This window comes from Streptomyces rishiriensis, assembly GCF_030815485.1.
In the GTDB taxonomy this organism is placed as follows: domain Bacteria; phylum Actinomycetota; class Actinomycetes; order Streptomycetales; family Streptomycetaceae; genus Streptomyces; species Streptomyces rishiriensis_A.
Map to the genome: position 1 here is coordinate 7,742,145 of NZ_JAUSWV010000002.1, position 17,070 is coordinate 7,759,214.

A 17,070-nucleotide genomic window follows, 5' to 3' on the forward strand; every position below is an offset into this window, starting at 1 on the left:
CCGACACCCCCGAAGGGACGGACCCCTTGCTCGCCATCATCTCGGCAGTGCTGTTCTTCATCGCCTTCCTGATCAACGCGGCGGAGATCTCCACCAACGACACCTTCACCTCCACCAACCTCATGCTCCTCGGCCTGACCGTGCTCGCCCTCCACGTCGCGGGCATCGGCAGCGGCTGGTCGGTGCGCGGCCGCCGGCGCTGAGCGCTCCCGGCGGAAACCGACCCGTACTCGCGGACCACCGCCCCCACAAGGGAAGATGGAAGGCGCAAGCCATGATCGACCGATGTGGAGGAGCGGGCACATGCAGCACGAGCGAGCGGGCACGAAGGCCGGCCCCGAGGATCTCGTCGACGTCGCCCGGCTGGTCACGGCGTACTACGCGCTGCACCCCGACCCGGACGACCCGGGGCAGCGCGTGGCGTTCGGCACCTCGGGGCACCGGGGATCGTCGCTGAACACGGCGTTCAACGAGGACCACATCGCCGCGACCAGCCAGGCCATCTGCGAGTACCGGACCGCCCAGGGCACCGACGGCCCCCTTTTCCTCGGCGCCGACAGCCACGCCCTGTCCGAGCCCGCCCGGGTCACCGCCCTGGAGGTGTTCGCGGCCAACGGAGTGACGGTGCTCGTCGACAGCGCCGACGGCTACACGCCGACGCCCGCCGTCTCCCACGCCATCCTCACCCACAACCGAGGCCGTACCGCCGCCCTCGCCGACGGCGTGGTCGTCACGCCGTCGCACAATCCGCCCGCCGACGGCGGCTTCAAGTACAACCCGCCGAGCGGCGGCCCCGCCGGCTCCGACGCCACCTCCTGGATCCAGGACCGGGCGAACGAGATCATCGCCTCCGGCCTGAAGGACGTACGGCGCGTCCCCTACACCCGGGCTCTCGCCGCGCCCACGACCGGGCGTTACGACTTCCTCGGCACGTACGTCGCCGATCTCCCGAGCGTCCTCGACCTGGACGCGATCCGCGCCGCGGGTGTCCGCATCGGCGCCGACCCGCTGGGCGGGGCGTCCGTCGCGTACTGGGGCCGGATCGCCGAACAGCACCGGCTCGACCTCACGGTCGTCAACCCGCTCACCGACCCGACCTGGCGTTTCATGACGCTCGACTGGGACGGCAAGATCCGTATGGACTGCTCGTCGCCGTACGCGATGGCCTCGCTGATCGACCAGCGCGACCGCTTCCGGATCGCCACGGGCAACGACGCCGACGCCGACCGGCACGGCATCGTCACGCCGGACGCCGGCCTGATGAACCCCAACCACTACCTGGCCGCCGCCATCGCCTACCTCTACGCGCACCGGGAGCAGTGGCCGGCCGACGCGGGGGTCGGCAAGACGCTCGTGTCGTCCTCGATGATCGACCGGGTGGCCGCCGACCTCGGACGCCGCCTCGTCGAGGTGCCCGTCGGCTTCAAGTGGTTCGTGGACGGGCTGGTCGGCGGTTCGCTCGGTTTCGGCGGGGAGGAGTCGGCCGGCGCCTCCTTCCTGCGCCGCGACGGCTCCGTCTGGACCACGGACAAGGACGGCCTCATCCTGGCGCTGCTGGCCTCCGAGATCACGGCGGTCACCGGGAAGACCCCGTCCGAGCACTACGCCGCCCTGACGGACCGCTTCGGCTCGCCCGCCTACGCGCGCATCGACGCCCCGGCCACCCGTGAGGAGAAGGCACTGCTCGGCAGGCTCTCGCCCGCCCAGGTCACCGCCGACACCCTGGCCGGGGAGCCGGTCACCGGCGTGCTCACCGAAGCCCCGGGCAACGGCGCGTCCATCGGCGGCATCAAGGTGACCACCGCCAACGCCTGGTTCGCGGCCCGCCCCTCGGGCACCGAGGACGTCTACAAGATCTACGCCGAGTCCTTCCTCGGCCCCGATCACCTCCGCCGGGTCCAGGAGGAGGCCAAGGACGTGGTCGACGCCGCGCTGGGCGGCTGAGCCGCCCGGGACGGACGGGCCTCCAGGTCGCCGCCCGTACGGGGCGACGGGGAGCAGGTCGCCGCCCGTACGGGGCGACGGGGAGCAGGTCGCCGTACGGCGACGGGGAGCAGCAGGCCGACGGCGTCGTCCGCGTCACCCACGCGGCCGAGCCGCTCGGCCTGGGCCGGGAGGCCGGACCCGCCGAGCGGTGACGTGCGCCGCGGTGACGTGCGTCCGCGTCGGCCCGCAGGTGTATGAATGGTCTCGATCCGTTCCGCCGCTTGGGCCACGGGGGCGGTGCGGCAATCATGAGGCCATGCACCGGCCCGTCCGTCTCCGCACCCACGAGTGGTTCACGGTCGACGACTCCACCCTGAACGTCGCCCTCGTGTATCCGATGCAGGGGCCCGCCGGGGTGTTCGGACCGGCCTGCGAGGCCTGCGCCCGGCTGGCCGCGGAGGAGATCAACAAGAGCGGCGGAGTGCTCGGCAAGGAGCTGCGGCTCATCGAGGTCGACGGAGGCGCCGAACCGCAGCAGGTCGCGGCGGAGGTGGAGGCCCTGGTGGCCACCGGGGCGGTGCAGGGGGTCACCGGCTGGCACATCTCCTCGGTGCGGCAGGCGATGGCCCCGCGGATCGCGCACCGGGTGCCGTACGTCTACACCGCGCTGTACGAGGGCGGCGAGCGCACCGACGGCGTCTACCTGACCAGCGAGACCCCCGCCTGGCAGCTGCTGCCCGCCATGCGCCTGCTCACCGAGGCCCGGGGCGTGCGCCGCTGGTTCGTGGTCGGCAACGACTACGTCTGGCCCCGGCGCACTGCCCGGGCCGCCCGCCGCTACGCACGCGACTCCCGCGGCAGGGTGTGCGGTGAGGCGTACCTCCCGCTGGGCGCCGACGACTTCCACGACGTGCTGGGCCGGATCGAGCGGGCCGACACCGACGCCGTACTGATGCTGCTGGTCGGCAGCGACGCGATCCGCTTCAACCGGGCTTTCGCCGCCGCCGGGCTCGACCGGCGCTGTCTCCGGCTGAGCACCCTGATGGACGAGAACATGCTGCTGGGCAGCGGCCCGGAGGCCACCGTCGACCTCTTCAGCACGGCCGGCTTCTTCGCCTCGCTCGCCGACCAGAACACCCTGGACTTCCAGGGACGCTACGCCGACCGCTTCGGGGTGGCGGCCCCGACCCCGGGCAGTCTCGGGGAGTCCTGCTACGAGGGTGTGCTGCTGCTGGCGGCGCTCTTCGAACGGGCCCGCACCCTGGACGTGAACGCCGTCGGAGCCGCCTCCGACACCGTCTCGTACGAGGGCCCGAGGGGTCTGCTCGGCCTGGAGGGCCGACATGTGCGCCAGCGCATCTACCTGGCGCAGGCGGACGGCCTCGACTTCAACGTCCTCGCTCAACTGCGGGCTCCGCACGAGTTGTCGTAGCACCGCTTCCGTCCTCGAGCACGTCCGCCAGCCGGTCCAGCAGGCCTTCCAGCCGTTCGCCCCGCTCTTCCCCCAGCAGCGGCTCCCACTCCGCCCGGTCGTCCCGCACCGCGCGGACCAGCTGCCGCCGGCGCTCCAGGCCCCGTGGGGTGAGGTAGGCCAGGACGCGGCGCCGGTCGGCGGGGTCGATTCTGCGGAACACCAGGTTCTGGTCGACGAGTTGGTCGATCAGCCTGGTGGCGCTCGGCGCGGGCATGAAGGCGTGGTCGGCGAGGGCCGTCATGGGGTGTCCCTGTCCGTCCGAGAGCAGGTCCAGCACCCACCACGCTTCCACCGAGCAGTCGAACCCCGCCAGCACGAACCGGAGTCGGCGGGTGGCGAGGCGCTCGGCCCGGGTCAGCAGACGCAGCAGTTCCTGGGGCCGCCTCGCCATCGCACTCCTTTGCCCGAAGCCCTGGTTCCCCGTGCGGGATTGGGCGTGAGCCTACCGCAAAAGGTCCTTTCCCCAGGAAGTATCGAAGCCCGCTTCCTTGCTTCCAGCAGAAACTGTTCATCAATTGCGCGGAAACGCGACGGAAACAGTTTACTCGCAGGCTGTGCGCCAACGCCGCGCCACCGAAGCGCGTTGTGTCCCCTTCCTCCCCAGAGTCGTTCCGCTCGCTTCGCAACGCCCTTCGGGGCATGGAGGTTTTGTATGTCCGGGCTCAGAATCAGCAGGCGTGGCCTGCTGGCCGGTATTTCGGCGGTCGGCGCCTCCGCCGCCCTCAGCGCCTGTGGCGCCAAGACGGGTGAAGGATCCTCGGCGGACGCGGCCGGCGCCTCCGCCGACACCTCCGGCAGTACGGTCGGGGTCGGTCTGCTGAACTCCCTGTCGGGCACGATGGCCATCAGCGAAGTCACCGTGCACAACGCGCTGTTGCTCGCCATCAAGGAGATCAACGCGTCCGGCGGCGTGCTCGGCAAGAAGCTCAGGGCCGTCAGTCAGGACGGCGCCTCCGACTGGCCCACCTTCGCGGAGAAGGCCGAGGCGCTCATCAAGGACGACAAGGTCGCCGCCACCTTCGGCTGCTGGACCTCGGCCAGCCGAAAGGCCGTCAAACCGGTCTTCGAGCGGTACAAGTCACCGCTGTTCTACCCCGTGCAGTACGAGGGTCTGGAGGAGTCGCCGTACATTTTCTACATCGGCGCGACCACCAACCAGCAGATCGTTCCGGCCCTCGACTATCTCAAGAAGCAGGGCCTGACCAAGCTCTACCTGGTCGGCAGCGACTATGTGTTCCCGCGCACCGCCAACAAAATCATCAAGGCCTACGCGAAGGCCAAGGGAATGACGGTGGTCGGCGAGGACTACGCGCCGCTCGGCTCCACGGAATTCGGCACCATCGTCAACAAGGTCAAGGACTCCGGCGCGGACGCCGTGTTCAACACCCTCAACGGTGACAGCAACGTGGCCTTCTTCAAGGAGTACAAGTCCTCCGGGCTGACCGCGAAGAGCATGCCGGTGCTGTCGGTCTCCATCGCCGAGGAAGAGGTGAAGAGCATCGGCACCCAGTACCTCCAGGACCAGCTGACCGCGTGGAACTACTACGAGACGACGCCCGGCGCGGCCAACACCACGTTCGTGGCGGCCTATCAGGCCGAGTACGGCAAGGACAAGCCGACCAGCGACCCGATGGAGGCCGCCTACACCTCCGTGTACCTGTGGAAGGCGATGGTCGAGAAAGCCGGCTCCTTCGACGTCGCCAAGGTCAAGGCGGCCTCGGACGGCATCACCTTCGACGCCCCCGAGGGCAAGGTCACCGTCGACGGCGCGAGCCAGCACGTCTACAAGACGGCCCGGATCGGCAAGGTCGGCGCGGACGGCCTGATCACCGAGGTCTGGAACTCGGGCGGCCCGATCAAGCCGGACCCGTACCTCAAGGGCTACGACTGGGCCTCCGGCCTGTCCTGATCGCCCGGCGGGTCCTGGCCCTATGCCGGTCCTGATGGCCCGGCCGGTCTTGGCTCTCGGCCGGTCCTGGTCGCCCGGCCGTTCCTGGCCTCCGACCCGTCTTGGCCCTCGGCCGGTCCTGATCGCCCGGCGGGTCCTGGCTTTCGGCCGGTCCTGATCCGGCCTGCTCAGGCCCCGCCGGGATCCCGGTTCCTGCCCCGATCCCGGCTGCCGTGCCGGTCTCCGCTCCCGCCTGGTCCTCACTCCCGCCCCTGCACCGGTCTCCGCTCCCACGGTGGAGCCCGGCCCCGTTCCGGGGGCCGGGTCATGTCCCTGGCCCGCCGCACCTCCGTCCCCGACCAGGAGCCGCTTCATGACGGTCATCCTCAACCAGTCCTTCACCGGCATCAGCATCGGCGCCGTCCTCCTGCTCATCGCGCTCGGCCTGACCCTGACCTTCGGTCAGATGGGCGTGATCAACATGGCGCACGGCGAGTTCATCATGACCGGCGCCTACACCACGTACGTCCTCCAGCGCTCCATCAGCGGCGCGGGTGTCTCGCTGCTCGTCGCCCTGCCCGTGGCCTTCCTGGTGGCGGGCGCCATGGGCGCGCTGCTGGAGTGGCTGCTCATCCGGCGCCTCTACACCCGCCCGCTGGACACCCTGCTGGTCACCTGGGGCGTCTCGCTGATGCTCCAGCAACTCGCCCGGGACGTCTTCGGCGCTCCCAACGTGCAGACCCACGCGCCGGACGTGCTCACCGGCAACATCTCGATGGGCGGCGGCGTCACCTTCGCCAGCAGCCGCCTGTTCATCCTCGGTCTGGCCCTGCTCAGCGTCCTCGCCCTCACGGTCGTCCTGCGACTCACCCCGCTCGGCCGCCGGATCCGGGCCGTCGTACAGAACCGCGACCTGGCCGAGGTGTCCGGCATCGCCACCGGCCGGGTCGACCGCGTGACCTTCTTCATCGGCTCGGGTCTCGCGGGCGTGGCCGGCGTCGCGCTCACCCTGGTCGGCCCGATCGGCCCGACGATGGGCACCAACTACATCGTCGACGCCTTCCTGGTCGTCGTCGTGGGAGGTATCGGGCAGCTCAAGGGCAGCGTGCTCACCGCCTTCGCGCTCGGCGTGCTCCAGTCGGTCCTCGAGTACTCGACGACGCTCAGCGTCGCCAAGGTCATCGTGCTCGTGGCGATCGTCGCCTTCCTCCAGTGGCGACCCCAGGGCCTGTACACACTGCGCACCCGGAGCCTGGCATGACGACGATCACCGAGACCCCGCCCGCCCCGCCGACGGCCCGCCTGCGCGTCCCCGGCGCCTTCGTCCTCGCCGCCGTCCTCCTTCTCGGAGTGGCCCCGCTCGCCCTCTCCGACTTCCGCCTCTCGCTCCTCGCCAAGTACCTGTGCTACGCGATCGTGGCCGTGGGAGTGAGCCTCGCCTGGGGCCGGGGCGGGCTCATGGTGCTGGGCCAGGGCGTCTTCTTCGGCCTCGGCGGCTACGCCATGGCCATGCACCTCAAGCTCACCGACGCCGCCGCGACCGGCGAGACACTGCCCGACTTCATGCAGCTGTACGGCACCGGCGACGCCCTGCCCTGGTGGTGGGAACCCTTCGCCGACCCGGCCTTCGCGCTCGCCATGACCGTCCTGCTGCCGATGGCCGTCGCCGCCGTGCTCGGCTTCTTCGTCTTCCGGCGCCGGGTGAAGGGGGCCTACTTCGCGATCCTCAGCCAGGCACTGGCCGCCGCCCTGTCCATCTGGCTGATCGGCCAGCAGGCCACCACCGGCGGCACCAACGGCCTCACCGACATCCAGGGCTTCTTCGGCTACTCGCTGGACGACCCCGTCAACCAGCGGATGGTGTACTTCGTCATCGCCGCGGTCCTGCTGCTGCTGATGGCGGGCGCCCGCCAGCTGTTCGTCAGCCGCTACGGCGAACTCCTCGTCGCCGTGCGCGACTCCGAGGAACGCGTCCGCTTTCTCGGCTACGACCCCGCCAACGTCAAACTCGTCGCGTACGTCGTGGCCGCCGGCACGGCGGGCCTCGCCGGGGCCCTCTTCGTCCCGGCGGTGGGGATCATCTCGCCGGCGCTGATCGGCATCGTGCCGTCCATCGGATTCGTCATCGGCGCCGCGGTCGGCGGCCGGGCCTCGCTGGTGGGCGCGGTGCTGGGAGCGGTCGCCGTCGCCTGGGCGCAGAGCACGCTCTCCGACGCCTTCCCCGCCGCCTGGACCTACCTGCAGGGGCTGCTCTTCGTCCTCGCCGTCGGCTTCCTCCCCGGCGGCCTGGCCTCCCTCGGCGTCGTGCTGTGGCGGCGCCGTACCCGTACCCCTGCGACTGGAGAGACAGCATGAGCGGCGAGGGACTGACCGTACGCGACCTGCGGGTGACGTTCGACGGGTTCACCGCCGTCGACGGCGTCGACCTGGACATCCGCCCCGGCGACCTGCGGTTCCTCATCGGCCCGAACGGCGCGGGCAAGACCACCCTCGTCGACGCGGTCACCGGTCTGGTCAAGGCGTCCGGATCGGTCCGCTTCGGCGACCAGGAGCTGCTGGGCAAGCCCGTCCACAAGATCGCCCGGCTGGGGATCGGCCGTACGTTCCAGACCGCGACGGTCTTCGAGGAGCTGACCGTCGTGCAGAACCTGGACATCGCCGCCGGCGCCGGCCGGGGACCGTTGACCATGCTCCGGCGCCGCAAGGACGTGCCCGAACCGGTCAGGCGGGCCCTGGATACCATCGGTCTGAGCGATCTGCGCGACCGTCCCGCCGGGGTGCTGGCCCACGGGCAGAAGCAGTGGCTGGAGATCGGCATGCTGCTGGTCCAGGACGTACGACTGCTCCTGCTCGACGAGCCCGTCGCCGGCATGAGCCACGACGAACGCGAGGCCACCGGTGAGCTGTTGCGGCGGGTGAGCGAGGACCGCACGGTCGTCGTCATCGAGCACGACATGGACTTCATGCGCTCCTACGCCCGGAGCGTCAGCGTCCTGCACGCCGGCAAGGTGCTCAGCGAGGGCTCCGTCGCCGAGGTCCAGGCCGACACCAAGGTCCAGGAGGTCTACCTCGGGCGCGCCTCCGAACCCGAACCCACCCCCCGACCCGCGCCCGCCGCCGCGGCCGCGTCCGTCGCCGAGGAGGCGTGAAGCCCATGCTGGAGATCAACACCGTCCGGGCGGGCTACGACCGCACCACCGTGCTGCACGGGGTGAGTGTCGCCGTCCCCGGCGACGGCGTCGCGGCCGTGCTCGGGCACAACGGGGCCGGCAAGAGCACCCTGCTGCGCGCCGCCATGGGTCTGATCAGGCCGACCGCCGGGACCGTCCTGCTCGACGGCGAGGACATCACCCGGCTCTCGCCGCATCAGCGGGTCGCCCGCGGCATGGCGTACGTCCCGCAGGGCCAGCAGTCCTTCCCGCACCTCACCACCGCCGAGAACCTCCGGCTCGTCGCGGACGGCCGCCCGAGGGCCACGCCGGGCCGTGCGGGCGGTGGGGGAGGCAAGGAGGCGATCGCCGAGGCCCTGGACCTGTTCCCCGTCCTGCGCGAACTGTCCGGCCGCCGGGCCGGCCTGCTCTCCGGCGGTCAGCGCCAGCAGCTCGCCATCGCCCGGGCCCTGGTCACCCGGCCGAGGCTGCTCCTGCTCGACGAACCGACCGAGGGCATCCAGCCGTCCGTCGTCGCCGAGATAGAGGAGACGATCCTGGCCCTCACCCGGCGGGGCGGACTCTCCGTCCTCCTCGTCGAACAGCATGTGGGCTTCGCCATGCGGGCCGCCCAGCGCTACTACGTCCTGGAGGCGGGCCGCGTGACCTCCTCCGGCGAAGGCGGAACGGGCGCCGAGCAGACCGTGCGGGCGGCGCTCAGCGTGTGAGCCGGGAGCCCCGCGCCGGCGCCGCCCGTCGGGCAGCTCCGGCGCGGGCCCCCAGTCCGACAAGCCCACAGGCTGACAGGCCGACAGCCCCAGAGGCCGACAGCCCCAGAAGCCGACAGCCTCACAGGCCGGGAGCCCCACACCCCACAAGCCCCACAGACCGGGAGCCGCACAAGCCCCACTGGCCGGGACTCCCACAGGCCGACAGGCGACGAGGGCCCTTTCCACCCGGCTCGGAAGGCATTACGCGGTCGATGGGGTGCGCCGGTTGTCGAAGATTCGTGCGATGCCGTCTGTCAGGCCGTGCCGCGGGACCGCTATCATCCTCTAAAGGTAAAATGTGAGGTTTGCCCGATGGGTGCCCTCCCGACGAGCTGCCGTCCCGCCGGAGTGATCAATGTCCCGCAAGCGCCCCACGGACGACGGCGACGAGCTGCTGGCCAGACTCGGTTCGCTGACCGCCCAGGCGCGCGAGCGCGCGGAGCTGCAACGCTCCCGCGTGGAACTGGCCCTCGCCCTCCAGCGCGGCATGCTGCCCAGGGACCTGCCCATGGCGCCCGGCTTCCGGCTCGCCGTCAAGTACGCGCCCGCCTGCTACGGCCTCAACGTGGGCGGCGACTGGTACGACGCCTTCGCGATGCCGGACGGGCGCATCGGCCTGTCCATCGGCGACGTCCAGGGCCACAACATAGAGGCGACCGCGTTCATGGGCCAGGTCCGGGTCGGTCTGCGTGCCCTCGCCTCCGTCACCAGCGAGCCCGGCGAGCTTCTCGCCCGGACCAACGACCTGCTCCTCTCTCTCGGCAGTGACCTCTTCGCCACCTGCACCTTCATGCGGCTCGACCCCGCCACCGGGGTCCTGGAGAGCGCCAGGGCGGGGCACATCCCGTGTGTGTGGGCCACGGCGGACGGCAAGTCGGGCGTCGCCGAGGACGAGTGCGGCCCGCCCCTGGGCGTCCAGGAGGGCATGGACTATCCCGTCACCCGCTCCCGGCTCACCAAGGGCGGAGTGTTCGTCCTGCTCACGGACGGCGTGGTGGAAGGGCCGACCCTGAGCGTCGAAGAGGGTCTCGACCAGGTCGTACGGCTGGCCGGCATCGCCGCCGTCGCGGGCATGCCGGCGGACTCCCTCGCCGCGGCGGTGATCAAGGGCGCCGAGCGGGTGGGACACGAGGACGACGCGGCCGTGCTGGTGGTGGGACACGACGGGCTGACGGCGCCGGACGTCCCCCTCGTTCAGCCATAGGGCCGGACGCCGCGCGTCTCGCCTCGCCGACGGCGCCGGGCCGGTGTCTGATGGCTGCTGTGGTGGCTACCCCGGAACTGCGTCGACCAGCGGTCTTCGCCGTGCGGACGCTGGCCGTAGCCCTGGGCTACTACGCGGCCGGGCGGCTGGGGCTCGTGCGCGAGCTCACCGTCGAGGGTGCGGTCTTCACCCCCATCTGGCCGCCCACGGGGGTGGCAGTCGCCTGTCTGCTGCTCCTCGGGATCCGCGTCTGGCCGGGCATCGCCCTCGGTGCCCTCTTCGTCATCATGTCCCTGACTTCGCTGCGGCCCGCGGTGATCGGCAACCTGATCGGCAACACCGCGGCGCCCGTCTGCGCCTACCTCATGCTGCGCAAGGTGGGCTTCCGCAACGACCTGGCCCGATTACGGGACGGGCTCGCGCTGGTCTTCCTCGGCGCACTCACCGCCATGCTGCTGAGTTCGACGGTCGGCGTCGGCATGCTCGTCCTCACCGACAAGCTGGCCGCGCACAGCTTCTGGGCCGTGTGGCTGGCCTGGTGGGTCGGCGACGCCATGGGCGTCCTGATCGTCACGCCGGTCCTTCTCGTGCTGCACGCCATCACCCGCCCCCTGCGGCCGGCCCGCTGGAAAGAGGCCGTAGGACTCGGCCTCATCGCCTGCGCCCTCGTCCCGCTGGCCACCCACAGCCGCGTCAGCCTGCTCTTTCTCGTCTACCCCCTGCTGATCTGGGCGGCCCTGCGCTTTCAGCTCGCCGGCAGCATGCTCTGTGCCCTCTTCACATCGGTCATGGCCACCGTCGCCGCGACGGACAGCGTCGGGCCCTTCGAACGGCTGAGCCGCGTCGAGGTGATGATCAAGCTCCAGGCCTTCAACGGCACGATGGCGCTGACCGCCCTGCTGCTCTCCGCGGTGATCACCGAACAGCAGCACACCAGACGCTCCGTGGAACGCGCCTGCCAGGAACTCGTCGAGGTCCTGGAACACCTCACCGCCGGCGATGCCCCACCCGGCCGGCCCGTGAAGGACATCCAGGAGACGGAGACCACGGAGACCACAAAGGCCACGGAGACCACGGAGACCACCGAGGACAAGAACGGCTGAGGCCTGTGCCTGTGCCTGTGCCTGTGCACGAGTCACGGACACCGGAACCTGAGCATCAGCATCGATGTCAGTGCCTGGCCCTACGGTTCGGGGAGTGGGACTCGCCGGAACGGCCGCGGGTCCTCCCTGGGGAGGGGTGTGTCATGGCTACCGGGTCCAGCACCGTGTCGAGGACGTATCTGGAGCTGTCGCAGGACGGCGGCGGCGCGCACAAGTTCTACGAAGTCGCCGTCGACGGCGTGGTGGTGACGGTGCGGTACGGGCGGATCGGCGCCTCCGGGCAGACGCAGACGACGACGTTCCCCACCGCCGAGAAGGCCCGGGCCGCCGCCGCGCGGAAGGTGGGGGAGAAGGTCCGCAAGGGGTACGCCCCCGCTGTCGCCGGACAGCGTCCCCCGCGCACGGTGACCCGCCGTCAGGTGGTCTCGGCGCCGTCCACGGCGCGCGCCGCGGCGCCCGTGCTGTGGCGGTTCCGCACCGGTTCCTCGGCGTTCGGCATCCACGTGGACGACGACCGCTGCTGGGTCGGCAACCAGTCCGGTGACGTGTACACCCTGGACCACGAGGGCGACGTGCTGGCCCGGTTCAGCCTGCCGGACGGCGTGAAGTGCCTGGTGGCAGACGACTTCTGGATCTACGCGGGCTGCGACGACGGCAAGGTCTACGACCTGTCCTCCAAGCTGCCGTTCGCGGCGTACGACATCGCGGCGGACGTCGACATCTTCTGGCTGGACATCCATGAGGGCCTGCTGAACGTCTCGGACCGCGACGGCCGGCTCACCGTCATCGACCACGAGGACGAGCACCAGTGGGCCCGCCGCAGCCAGGGCGAGCACGCCTGGATGGTCCGCGCGGACGACCGGGCCGTCTACCACGGTCACCATCGGGGCGTCACCGCCTACGCACCCGACGGCAGCGGTGAACTCTGGCACACCCCCACCCGGGGCGGCGTCCTGTTCGGCTGGCAGGAGGCGGACGCCGTCTACGCCGGGACCTCGCACAAGGTGGTGCAGCGGCTGTCGAAGGCCACCGGCACGGTCGAGGCCACGTACGGCTGCGACAGCGCCGTGTACTCGTGTGCCACCTCGCCCAACGGGCGCTTCGTGTTCGCCGGTGACTCGTCCTCGTCCGTCTACTGTTTCGACCGGGACGGCACGCGCCTGTGGAAGCTCGGCACGGGCGGCGGCTCGGCCCTGTCCATGCAGTACCGCGACGAACGGCTGTACCTGGTGACCACCGACGGCTCGCTGGTGTGCGTGGACGCGAGCGAGACGGCCGTCACCGCGGCCCAGCAGGGCACGGTCCCGGTGGCGCGGGACGTCAAGCTCGCCGAGGCACTGCCGACGTACGCCCCCGCCACGGCCGCGGCCACGGTGACCACCGTGACCCACGTGCCCACCGGCGCGATCGTCGTCGAGTGCGTCCAGGAAGCCGGCCGGGTCCGGGTGCACGTGGTGTCCGACGGCTACGACACGTCCTGGAACGTCCAGTTCCCGCGCGAGATACGCGAGCCCGGGGCTCGGTACGTGGTGGACGCCCTGCACACGGCGGCCGGCGGCTTCTACCGGGTCCGCGGTGACATCCGACGGCTGCTCTGACCTACGGCTCCCTTCCGGTCCCGCTCATCGGCCGGTCCCGCCCCGTACGGCCACCGGTCGCGCGGCCGGGGGTGCGGCCGGGGCGGCCGCACCGGCGGGTCGCCAGCCCAGCTCCGGCGCTATCAGGTGCCGGACATCGTGCAGGATCTGCTCGTAGTCGCCCCGGTGGAACTCGTACGGCAGCTCCAGGCGCAGCTCCGACACGGCCGAGACCGCGGGATCCGCGGCCAACTGCTCCAGGATCCGGTCCGCCGGCCCGACCACGTCCGGCGCGAACAGGGTCCGGTTGCTGCCCTGCGGAGCCAGAGTGCGCGCGTGCCGTCCGGCGGCGTATGCCCGGTACCGCGCACGGGTGGCGGCGTCGGCGCTGTCGAACGGCACGATCACCCGCCCCAGCGCCACCCGCGCCGGACGGGCGGCGGGCACCCCGCGCCGGTACTCGGAGAGCAGGGCGAGCTGGGCCGTGGTGAAGTCGTCGGTGCCCTCACCGGTGACGATGTTGCCGCTCAGCAGGTTCAGGCCGTGTGCCGCGGCCCACCGGGCGGAACGCAGGCTGCCGCCTCCGTACCAGACGCGGTCCAGCAGGCCCGGGTCGTGCGGCTGCAGCCGTGGCCGCTGGGTGTTGCCCGGTGACCGGATCACGGTGTCCGGGCCCCCGAGGTAGTCCCCCCGCAGGTTGTCGATGACGCGGGCGATCCTCCCGTACGACAGGTCGAAGTCGCGCCAGTCCCCGTCGTACACGAGATCGCCGAGCAGTTCGGCGTGCGGCATGCCGGTGCTGAACCCGGCCTGAAGTCTGCCGCGGGAGAGCACGTCCGCCAGCGCCAGGTCCTCGGCCAGTCGGAACGGGCTCTCGTACCCGATCGGGATGACCGCGGTGCCCAGCTCGACCCGCTCGGTCCGCTGGCCCGCCGCCGCGAGGAACACCGCGGCCGATGCCACCCCGTGTTCGAGATGGCGCTGCCGGACCCAGGCGCCGTCGAATCCGATCCGTTCGCCGTACTCGAACAGTTGAAGCGTCTCCTCCAGACCGGTGTAGGGATCGTCGTCGGCGAAGTTGCCCGGGGTGAGAAAGGCCAGCGAGGTGATGGAGGGAGTGCTCATACGGTGCCAGTCCTCGGTGTCGGGGTCGGCTCACCGGTGCTCGGTGCTCGGTGCTCGGTGCTCGGTGCTCGGTGTTCAGTGATCGGCGGTCGGCGGCCGGTGCTCGATGGTCAGGAGCCGCCCCGCTCGCGGGGGATCCTCTCCCCGGCCTCGACCGGCACGGGCAGCCGGTTCTCCGCGGGCGGCAGCGGGCAGGTGGCCAGATCGGTGTAGGCGCACGGCAGGTTCGCCGCCCGGTTGAAGTCCAGAACGACCGTGCCGTCGGCGGCGGGTGCGTCCAGCGTGAGCGCCCGGTTGGCCGCGTAGGTGGTGACCCCGGAGGTCGCGTCGGTGAACAGCACGAGCAGACTCCCCGGGCCGTGACCGGGGAACGCGGTCAGCGCCAGCGGACGCCCGTCCAGCTTGAACTCGACCCGGCCGGGCGCGTCGTACACGTGCTCCAGACCCTCGACCGCCGCCCCCACGGTCGTCGGCCGGGGCTCGTCGAACGCCGTGTATCGGCCGGTCACCACCCAGCGGGGGTGCGGGGCGTAGGCCGGTGTGCCCGTGAAGCCGGTGCGCAGCGGTGTGTCCGGGTGCCGGGGCCGGATGATGTCCTGCCCGCCGCGCTTGGCCACCTCGATGACGGCGTCGCCCCACACGGCGTCGACCCCGCCGCGCTCCGGGATCACCCCGAAGCGGTGCTCGCCGCGGACGGCGGTTCCGTCGACGACCAGTTCCTCGCCTTCGTCGAGGACCACGACGATCCCGTCGGCGCCGGTCGACCAGGCTCCCGGCGCGTCCGGGAAGCGCTCGGGCCGGTCGCTCAGCCAGTGCAGGCCGGTGATCGCGAGGAAACCGTGCGGGTCGGCGAGCCGTGCCTCCTGCCGCTGATGCCACTCCTGCCAGTCGTGGACGAACTCCTCGAGTTCCGCCGACGTGTGCTGAACGGTCACAGGTGCTCCTTCGGTTGGTGCGGCCGGTCCCCGGCCGACGCGTGGCGCCCGCCGGGGATCGCCGCGAGCAGTTCGCGGGTGTAGTCGTGGCGGGGGCGGGTGAACAGGTCCTCGGCGGTGCCCGTCTCGACGACGCGGCCGGACCGCATGACAGCGACCTGATGGGCGATCTGGCGCACGACGGCCAGGTCGTGCGAGATGAACAGGTACGCCACTCCGGTGTCGGCCTGGAGTTCGGCGAGCAGGTCGAGCACCTGTGCCTGGACGGACACGTCGAGCGCGGACACCGGTTCGTCGCACACCACCAGGTCGGGCGAGAGCGCGAGGGCACGGGCGATCGCGACGCGCTGCCGCTGCCCGCCGGACAGTTCCGCCGGGCGACGCTCCAGCACCGAGCCGGGCAGCGCCACCCGGTCGAGCAGCTCCCGGGCGCGGGCGAGCCGGGAGGCACGGTCGCCGACCCGGAAGGCGCGCAGCGGCTCGGTGATCACTTCGCCGATCGAGAACCGCGGATCCAGCGAGGCGTACGGGTTCTGATAGACGAGCTGGGCCCGCCGGCGCAGTTGCCTGGCCGCTGCCCCGCGGGCGGTCGTGACGTCGGCGCCGTCGAACCACACGCTTCCGGAGGTCGGGTCGACCAGCCGCAGCACCAGGCGGGCGGTGGTGGACTTCCCCGAGCCGGATTCGCCGACCAGGGCCAGTGTCCGGCCGCGGTGCACCGTGAGACTGACGTCGTCGACCGCGCGCAGGGTGCGGGCCGCGCCTGCGGCGGCGGGCAGCCGGAACTCCTTGACCAGGTTGCGGGCCTCCACCAGCGGTGCCTCGCCGGGGGCCGGCGCGGTCACCGATGTGACGGTGCGCGGCCGGGCCGTGGAGAGACTGGGCGCGGCGGCCAGCAACCGCCGGGTGTACGCGTGCTGCGGGTTCTCCAGGACGTCCCGGGTGGGCCCTGCCTCGACGACCCGGCCCCCGGCCATGACCACGATCCGCTGCGCCCGGTCGGCGGCCACGCCGAGATCGTGCGTCACCAGCAGCACGGCGGTGCCGGACTCCTCGGTGAGGTGCTGGAGGTGGTCGAGGATCACCCGCTGAACGGTGACGTCGAGGGCGCTGGTCGGCTCGTCGGCGATGATCAGCTGCGGCTTGGCGGCGATGGCGACCGCGATCAGGGCCCGTTGACGCATCCCGCCCGACAGTTCGTGCGGGTACTGCCGGGCGCGCGTGGCCGCGTCGGGCAGCCCCGCCTGGTCCAGGATCGCGATCGCGGCCGACGGAGCGGAGCGGCGGGTCGCCAGCCCGTGGATCCGCAGCACCTCGGCGACCTGCTCACCGACGCGTTTGACGGGGTTCAGCGACACCGTCGGGTCCTGCGGCACCAGACCGATCCGCGCGCCGCGTACGGCACGCAGCTCCCGCTCCGACAGTGCGGTGAGGTCGTGCCGGCCGAAGCGGACCGTCCCGGCGTCGATGCCGCCGTTGGCCGCCAGCAGCCGGGTGATCGCGTGCGCGGTCGTGCTCTTCCCGGAACCCGACTCGCCGACCACCGCGGTGACCTGCCCGGGCCACACGTCGAGGTCCACGCCGCGTACCGCGTGCACGGTGCCGCCGCGGGTGCGGTAGGACACCGACAGGCCGCGTACCTGTAGCAACGCGGGCTCGTCGTCCGAAGCTTCGGCCCGCTGGACCTCGTCCGCGGCAGCCTCGTCGGTCGCGGCTCCGTCGGGTGCGAACTCGTCGGTCGCGGCTCCGTCGGCAGTGGCCCGACCGGTCGGACTGTGGCCGTTCGCGCTGTGGCTGATGACGGGCCGGTCGGGCACGGGCCGGTCGGGCACGGGCTGGGCGGTGGTGGCCTCGCGGGTCACGGGTTCTCCTCCTCTCTCGGGTGCGTCCGTCTCGGGTTCTCCCGTCACGGTCAGGTC

The 17,070-nt window shown here is 71.6% G+C and carries 15 protein-coding genes; 11 read left to right on the top strand and 4 right to left on the bottom strand.

The genetic code is table 11. The features are described from left to right. Nucleotides 1–26 precede the first annotated feature (26 nt). The 3 genes from QF030_RS36730 (at nucleotide 27) to QF030_RS36740 (ending at nucleotide 3,358) form a co-directional block, all read left to right on the top strand. Nucleotides 27–203 carry a hypothetical protein gene (locus QF030_RS36730; protein ID WP_020126694.1) on the top strand — a complete coding sequence of 59 codons (177 nt, stop codon included), beginning with the start codon at nucleotides 27–29 and terminating at the stop codon, nucleotides 201–203. A 100-nt stretch (nucleotides 204–303) separates the two neighbouring features. Beyond that, nucleotides 304–1,944 (top strand): phosphoglucomutase (alpha-D-glucose-1,6-bisphosphate-dependent), encoded by a 1,641-nt coding sequence (pgm, locus tag QF030_RS36735; RefSeq protein ID WP_307166876.1) that lies wholly within the window; start codon nucleotides 304–306, stop codon nucleotides 1,942–1,944. Nucleotides 1,945–2,242: 298 nt separating this feature from the next. After that, a complete protein-coding gene (locus QF030_RS36740; protein ID WP_307166877.1) occupies nucleotides 2,243–3,358 on the top strand; it encodes a substrate-binding domain-containing protein in 1,116 nt (371 codons plus the stop codon). Here QF030_RS36740 and QF030_RS36745 read toward each other — a convergent pair. Then, nucleotides 3,315–3,791 (bottom strand): MarR family winged helix-turn-helix transcriptional regulator, encoded by a 477-nt coding sequence (locus QF030_RS36745; RefSeq protein WP_307166878.1) that lies wholly within the window; start codon nucleotides 3,789–3,791, stop codon nucleotides 3,315–3,317. The genes QF030_RS36740 and QF030_RS36745 overlap by 44 nt on opposite strands. Before the next feature lie 261 nt (nucleotides 3,792–4,052). On the opposite strand from QF030_RS36745, the gene urtA reads away from it, so the two are divergent. The 8 genes from urtA (at nucleotide 4,053) to QF030_RS36785 (ending at nucleotide 13,112) form a co-directional block, all read left to right on the top strand. Beyond that, nucleotides 4,053–5,309, top strand: coding sequence for an urea ABC transporter substrate-binding protein (gene urtA / locus QF030_RS36750; RefSeq protein ID WP_307166879.1), 1,257 nt, complete (start codon nucleotides 4,053–4,055; stop codon nucleotides 5,307–5,309). Between the two features lie 352 nt (nucleotides 5,310–5,661). Further along, entirely contained in the window at nucleotides 5,662–6,549 is an 888-nt protein-coding gene (gene urtB / locus QF030_RS36755; RefSeq protein ID WP_307166880.1) for an urea ABC transporter permease subunit UrtB, read from the top strand. Beyond that, the gene (gene urtC / locus QF030_RS36760; RefSeq protein ID WP_307166881.1) at nucleotides 6,546–7,643 is read left to right on the top strand and encodes an urea ABC transporter permease subunit UrtC; all 1,098 of its coding nucleotides are present in this window, start codon (nucleotides 6,546–6,548) and stop codon (nucleotides 7,641–7,643) included. The genes urtB and urtC overlap by 4 nt, the downstream gene beginning before the upstream one ends. After that, nucleotides 7,640–8,437, top strand: coding sequence for an urea ABC transporter ATP-binding protein UrtD (gene urtD / locus QF030_RS36765; RefSeq protein WP_307166882.1), 798 nt, complete (start codon nucleotides 7,640–7,642; stop codon nucleotides 8,435–8,437). The genes urtC and urtD overlap by 4 nt, the downstream gene beginning before the upstream one ends. Nucleotides 8,438–8,442: 5 nt before the next feature. Further along, a complete protein-coding gene (gene urtE / locus QF030_RS36770; protein WP_307166883.1) occupies nucleotides 8,443–9,165 on the top strand; it encodes an urea ABC transporter ATP-binding subunit UrtE in 723 nt (240 codons plus the stop codon). Nucleotides 9,166–9,562: 397 nt separating this feature from the next. Continuing rightward, nucleotides 9,563–10,411, top strand: a complete 849-nt coding sequence (locus QF030_RS36775; RefSeq protein WP_307166884.1) for a PP2C family protein-serine/threonine phosphatase — start codon at nucleotides 9,563–9,565, stop codon at nucleotides 10,409–10,411. 50 nt (nucleotides 10,412–10,461) lie between these two features. Further along, nucleotides 10,462–11,514 (top strand): MASE1 domain-containing protein, encoded by a 1,053-nt coding sequence (locus QF030_RS36780; RefSeq protein ID WP_307166885.1) that lies wholly within the window; start codon nucleotides 10,462–10,464, stop codon nucleotides 11,512–11,514. A gap of 143 nt (nucleotides 11,515–11,657) precedes the next feature. Continuing rightward, on the top strand, nucleotides 11,658–13,112 hold the full coding sequence (locus QF030_RS36785) for a WGR domain-containing protein (protein ID WP_307166886.1): 1,455 nt from the start codon (nucleotides 11,658–11,660) through the stop codon (nucleotides 13,110–13,112). Between the two features lie 24 nt (nucleotides 13,113–13,136). Here QF030_RS36785 and QF030_RS36790 read toward each other — a convergent pair whose 3' ends face one another. The 3 genes from QF030_RS36790 to QF030_RS36800 form a co-directional block, all read right to left on the bottom strand. Further along, the gene (locus tag QF030_RS36790; RefSeq protein ID WP_307166887.1) at nucleotides 13,137–14,216 is read right to left on the bottom strand and encodes an LLM class flavin-dependent oxidoreductase; all 1,080 of its coding nucleotides are present in this window, start codon (nucleotides 14,214–14,216) and stop codon (nucleotides 13,137–13,139) included. A gap of 110 nt (nucleotides 14,217–14,326) precedes the next feature. Then, nucleotides 14,327–15,151 carry a DUF1684 domain-containing protein gene (locus QF030_RS36795; RefSeq protein ID WP_307166888.1) on the bottom strand — a complete coding sequence of 275 codons (825 nt, stop codon included), beginning with the start codon at nucleotides 15,149–15,151 and terminating at the stop codon, nucleotides 14,327–14,329. After that, nucleotides 15,148–16,800, bottom strand: a complete 1,653-nt coding sequence (locus QF030_RS36800) for a dipeptide ABC transporter ATP-binding protein (protein WP_307167822.1) — start codon at nucleotides 16,798–16,800, stop codon at nucleotides 15,148–15,150. The genes QF030_RS36795 and QF030_RS36800 overlap by 4 nt, the downstream gene beginning before the upstream one ends. Nucleotides 16,801–17,070: the final 270 nt, after the last annotated feature.

Coding starts and splice junctions, on each gene's coding strand:
- pgm (WP_307166876.1), top strand. CDS start 304: ATGCAGCACGAGCGAGCGGGCACGAAGGCCGGCCCCGAGGATCTCGTC.
- QF030_RS36740 (WP_307166877.1), top strand. CDS start 2,243: ATGCACCGGCCCGTCCGTCTCCGCACCCACGAGTGGTTCACGGTCGAC.
- QF030_RS36745 (WP_307166878.1), bottom strand. CDS start 3,791: ATGGCGAGGCGGCCCCAGGAACTGCTGCGTCTGCTGACCCGGGCCGAG.
- urtA (WP_307166879.1), top strand. CDS start 4,053: ATGTCCGGGCTCAGAATCAGCAGGCGTGGCCTGCTGGCCGGTATTTCG.
- urtB (WP_307166880.1), top strand. CDS start 5,662: ATGACGGTCATCCTCAACCAGTCCTTCACCGGCATCAGCATCGGCGCC.
- urtC (WP_307166881.1), top strand. CDS start 6,546: ATGACGACGATCACCGAGACCCCGCCCGCCCCGCCGACGGCCCGCCTG.
- urtD (WP_307166882.1), top strand. CDS start 7,640: ATGAGCGGCGAGGGACTGACCGTACGCGACCTGCGGGTGACGTTCGAC.
- urtE (WP_307166883.1), top strand. CDS start 8,443: ATGCTGGAGATCAACACCGTCCGGGCGGGCTACGACCGCACCACCGTG.
- QF030_RS36775 (WP_307166884.1), top strand. CDS start 9,563: ATGTCCCGCAAGCGCCCCACGGACGACGGCGACGAGCTGCTGGCCAGA.
- QF030_RS36780 (WP_307166885.1), top strand. CDS start 10,462: ATGGCTGCTGTGGTGGCTACCCCGGAACTGCGTCGACCAGCGGTCTTC.
- QF030_RS36785 (WP_307166886.1), top strand. CDS start 11,658: ATGGCTACCGGGTCCAGCACCGTGTCGAGGACGTATCTGGAGCTGTCG.
- QF030_RS36790 (WP_307166887.1), bottom strand. CDS start 14,216: ATGAGCACTCCCTCCATCACCTCGCTGGCCTTTCTCACCCCGGGCAAC.